6 protein-coding genes are annotated in these 3,927 nt (G+C 65.5%); 5 read left to right on the forward strand and 1 reads right to left on the reverse strand.

Features of this window, described 5'->3' with window-relative positions:
• The first annotated feature begins 54 nt into the window (after positions 1–54).
• The 5 genes from VF794_RS11935 to VF794_RS11955 are packed head-to-tail and all read left to right on the forward strand — an operon-like array spanning position 55 to position 3,436.
• Entirely contained in the window at positions 55–1,452 is a 1,398-nt protein-coding gene (locus tag VF794_RS11935; protein ID WP_331109820.1) for an NAD(P)/FAD-dependent oxidoreductase, read from the forward strand.
• The gene (locus VF794_RS11940; protein ID WP_331109822.1) at positions 1,430–2,167 is read left to right on the forward strand and encodes an SDR family oxidoreductase; all 738 of its coding nucleotides are present in this window, start codon (positions 1,430–1,432) and stop codon (positions 2,165–2,167) included. The genes VF794_RS11935 and VF794_RS11940 overlap by 23 nt, the downstream gene beginning before the upstream one ends.
• Positions 2,168–2,178: 11 nt before the next feature.
• Positions 2,179–2,661: a hypothetical protein gene (locus VF794_RS11945; RefSeq protein ID WP_331109823.1), complete on the forward strand. Its 483-nt coding sequence runs from the start codon at positions 2,179–2,181 to the stop codon at positions 2,659–2,661.
• Positions 2,662–2,687: 26 nt separating this feature from the next.
• On the forward strand, positions 2,688–3,086 hold the full coding sequence (locus tag VF794_RS11950; protein ID WP_331109824.1) for a hypothetical protein: 399 nt from the start codon (positions 2,688–2,690) through the stop codon (positions 3,084–3,086).
• Positions 3,087–3,133: 47 nt separating this feature from the next.
• Positions 3,134–3,436 (forward strand): SDR family oxidoreductase, encoded by a 303-nt coding sequence (locus VF794_RS11955; protein WP_331109826.1) that lies wholly within the window; start codon positions 3,134–3,136, stop codon positions 3,434–3,436.
• Positions 3,437–3,487: 51 nt separating this feature from the next.
• Here the strand turns inward: VF794_RS11955 and VF794_RS11960 are convergent.
• The coding region (locus VF794_RS11960) for a WD40 repeat domain-containing protein (RefSeq protein WP_414640901.1) at positions 3,488–3,927 on the reverse strand (440 nt) is incomplete at its 5' end.

Here is a 3,927-nt window from a genome sequence, read left to right on the forward strand (position 1 = left end):
CGCTCTACGTGAGCTTCCATGATGTCTACCGCTTCGCGGGGATCCTCGAACGCCATGCACGAGATTGACCAGACGCAACGCGTGACGGTGGTGGGGGCGGGACTGGTGGGCTCGCTCCTCTCGATGTACCTGGCCCGGCGCGGCTTCCAGGTGGACGTCCTGGAGTGGCGCCCGGACATGCGGCGCGAGGAGATTGGCGCCGGGCGCTCCATCAACCTCGCCATCTCCACCCGCGGGCTGCACGCCCTGCGGCAGGTGGGGCTGGAGGAGGAGGCGCTGCGCCACGCCATCCCCATGCGCGGCCGGATGATTCATCCCGTCTCGGGCGAGCAGGTCTTCCAGGCCTACGGCCGGGACGAGTCCCAGCACATCAACAGCCTCTCGCGCGCGTGGTTGAACAAGTACCTGATGACGCACGCCGAGCGCTCGGGCCGGGTGCGCATCCAGTTCGAGCAGCGCGTGCAGCACGTGGACTTCCAGAAAGGCGTGCTCGACGTGTTGGACAGGTCGGGCAGCACCGTGCGCGAGCTGCACACCCCGGTGGTGTTCGGCACGGACGGCTCGGGCTCGGCGATCCGGCGCGAGATGACGACGCTGCCGGGTCACGGCTCGGCACAGGAGCACTTGAGCCACGGGTACAAGGAGCTGACGATTCCCGCGGGCCCGGACGGCACCTTCCCCATGGAGAAGCACGCGCTGCACATCTGGCCGCGCGGCTCGTACATGCTGATTGCCCTGCCGAACGAGGATGGCAGCTTCACCTGCACGCTGTTCCTCCCCTTCCAGGGCCCGGTGAGCTTCGAGTCGCTGGAGACTCCGGCGCGGGTGGTGGCCTTCTTCGAGGAGCAGTTCCCGGACGCGCTGGCGATGATGCCGGGCCTGACGCACGACTTCTTCCACAACCCCACCGGGACGATGGTCACGGTGAAGAGCGGGCCGTGGCACGTGGGGGGGAGGGCGTTGCTGCTGGGGGACGCGGCGCACGCCATCGTGCCCTTCTTCGGGCAGGGGATGAACTGCGGCTTCGAGGACTGCGTGACGCTGGATGCGTGCCTCGGGCGGCACACGCGGTGGGAGGACGCCTTCGAGGAGTTCTTCCGGCTGCGCAAGCCGAACGCGGACGCCATCGCGGACATGGCGGTGGAGAACTTCGTGGAGATGCGGGACCGGACGGCGGACTCGCGCTTCCTGCTGGAGAAGGCAGTGGAGAAGGAGTTGCTCAAGGCCTTCCCCGGCGAGTTCCTGAGTCGCTACACGCTGGTGAGCTTCAGCCGGGTACCGTACCGTCTGTCCTACGAGGTGGGCGCCATCGCGAGCGGCATCGTCACCGAGCTGATCGAGGGCCTCACCCGGGCGCAGGACGTGGACCTGGAGAGGGCTGGCACGCTCATCCGCGAGCGGCTGGTGCCCTTCGTGAAGGAGCACTCGGATGGATTTGGGATTGAAGGGTAGACGGGCGCTGGTGATGGGCGCCTCGGCTGGACTGGGGTACGCCATCGCCGAGCAGCTCGTGAAGGAGGGCGCGCGGGTGGCCATCTGCTCGCGCGACGAGGGACGCATCCGCGAGGCCGCGCGGCGCATGGGGGCCTCGCTGGGGGTGGCGGCGGACCTGACGAAGCCGGGGGCCACGAAGGCGCTGGTGGAGCAGGTGGTGGCGGAGCTGGGATGCGTGGACGTGCTCGTGACGAACACGGGCGGTCCGCCCAAGGGCGGCATCGAGAAGATGACGGCGGAGCAGTGGCAGGAGGGCTTCCAGAGCCTGTGGATGAGCGTGGTGGAGGGGCTCCAGGCGGCACTGCCGGGAATGAAGGAGCGGCACTGGGGCCGCATCATCCTGGTGACGTCGGTGGCGGCGCGCGAGGCGATGCCGCTGCTGACGATCTCCAACGGGCTGCGCGCGGGGCTGATGGGGCTGGTGAAGACCGTGAGCAACGAGGTGGCCGAGCACGGCATCACCCTCAATGCGGTGCAGCCCGGCTACCACGCCACGGAGCGGCTCAAGGAGCTGGGCATCCCCGAGGAGAAGATCACCTCGCAGATTCCGGCGCGGCGGCTGGGCAAGCCCGAGGAGCTGGGCGCGCTGGTGACGTTCCTGGCCTCGGAGCAGGCGGCCTACGTCACGGGCCAGTCCATCGCCATCGACGGCGGGTGGATGCGCGGCTTCTGAGGAGGTCCTCCGTGGGTCGCACAGCCCGGATGAAGGTTCTGGCGAGTTGGGTGGTTCTGTCAGTCGCCATGGTTGGCGGTGGATGCGCCCACACCCAGGCGCCGGAGCCTGGAATCTACGTCATTTCCGAGGACGCGGGCGGAGTTGGCGGCTCTGGAGGATACGACTGCGACAGTGAATTCAAGCAATGCATGAAGAGGTGTTGGGACAAACGCTATCCATGGCCTCACAACAAGCCGCAGGCCGGCTGGTATCACGAACGCTGCGAGCAGGATTGCAATAAGGACTACAACGAGTGCGAGGAGGAGAGAGAAAAGGAGGAAGCGGAGAGACGGAAGAAGTTGAGTTTTTCGCGCATGGATGAAGCGATTGAGTGGCTCAAGACGCACAAGGCAGAGGTCGCACTTGGAACTGTCGTCATCGTCGCTGGGGTTGCGTTCGTCCTCACAACGGGCGGCTCTGGTGCACTGATTCTGGCTCCGCTTGCCCTCTAATGCTTGATCCGTAGCTGGACTCTGAAATGATTTACAATCCTGACTTCGACGTTGACTCCGTTCTCGATATCCTCCGCACCGTGAACGAGAAGTATCAAGAGGGCTCGCGAGAAGACGAAGCCATCCGGGTTGCTGCGGTGGCGCTGTTCTATGTGCGTGAAGCCCAAAAGCTGGACGAATATCGCGAATTCTTTCGGAAGTTCTACACTCCCGCCATTGACTACATAGTCCCCTCTCAGGTGTTCGAGACGAGAGAGGAAGCAGACGAGTCGCTCGCCAGTGGAAAGGTCAAGGAGGGTGAACTCGTCAAAATCGCTGGAGAGGGTTTCCGCGCCATCCCACGGCGAGATGGGCAGGGGTTGAGATTCCGTCCGACGCCTCTCCCGGAAGAATTGATGAAGATGAATCCTCCCGATTCGGAGTAGGTTTCAGGGTACTTCAAGGCCACGGAGTGACATGAACCCCAGAGCCTGTGGATGAGCGTGGTGGAGGGGCTCCAAGCGGCGCTGCGGGGGATGAAGGAGCGGCACTGGGGCCGCTGCTGACGATCTCCCAATGGGCTGCGCGCGGGGCTGATGGGGCTGGTGAAGACCGTGAGCAACGAGGTGGCCGAGCACGGCATCCCGAGGAGAAGATTACGTCGCAGATTCCGGCGCGGCGGCTGGGCAAGCCGGAGGAGCTGGGCGCGCTGGTGACGTTCCTGGCCTCGGAGCAGGCAGCCTATATCACGGGCCAGTCCATCGCGATTGATGGCGGATGGATGCGCGGCTTCTGAGCCGTGGAGTGGATCGCTCCCCCTGAGCGGGCGGATGCTGGTCGCTTAGAGTCAGGCAGGGAGTGGGCCGAAGGCTTCAGCTGGGAGGATACGAAGCTGGCCGGTGGTGGGATCGGTCCAGCGCCAGCCCAGCCAGCGCCAGGCTTCGGGGGAGGCATGGAGGATGCGTCCGTGGACTTTGTCGAGCGATGCGGTCTGCCCTTCTGGGAGGAGGTAGCTTGACCAGGAGTGCTGGCCCGAGGAGGTGTCCCACACCCTCAGGGAGTTGTCGAAAGAGCCAGAGAGGAGGCGCTGGCCGTCCGGACTCCACGCGCACGCGTTGACCAAGGAGGCATGGCCGGAGAGGGTGAGCAGGCATTCGCCGGAGGAGGCGTCCCACACCTTCAGGGACTTGTCGAAAGAGCCAGAGAGGAGGCGCTGGCCGTCCGGACTCCATGCGCACGCGGTGACCCAGGAGGCATGGCCGGAGAGGGTGAGCAGACATTCGCCGG

Source organism: Archangium sp. (assembly GCF_036389735.1).
In the GTDB taxonomy this organism is placed as follows: Bacteria; Myxococcota; Myxococcia; order Myxococcales; family Myxococcaceae; genus Archangium.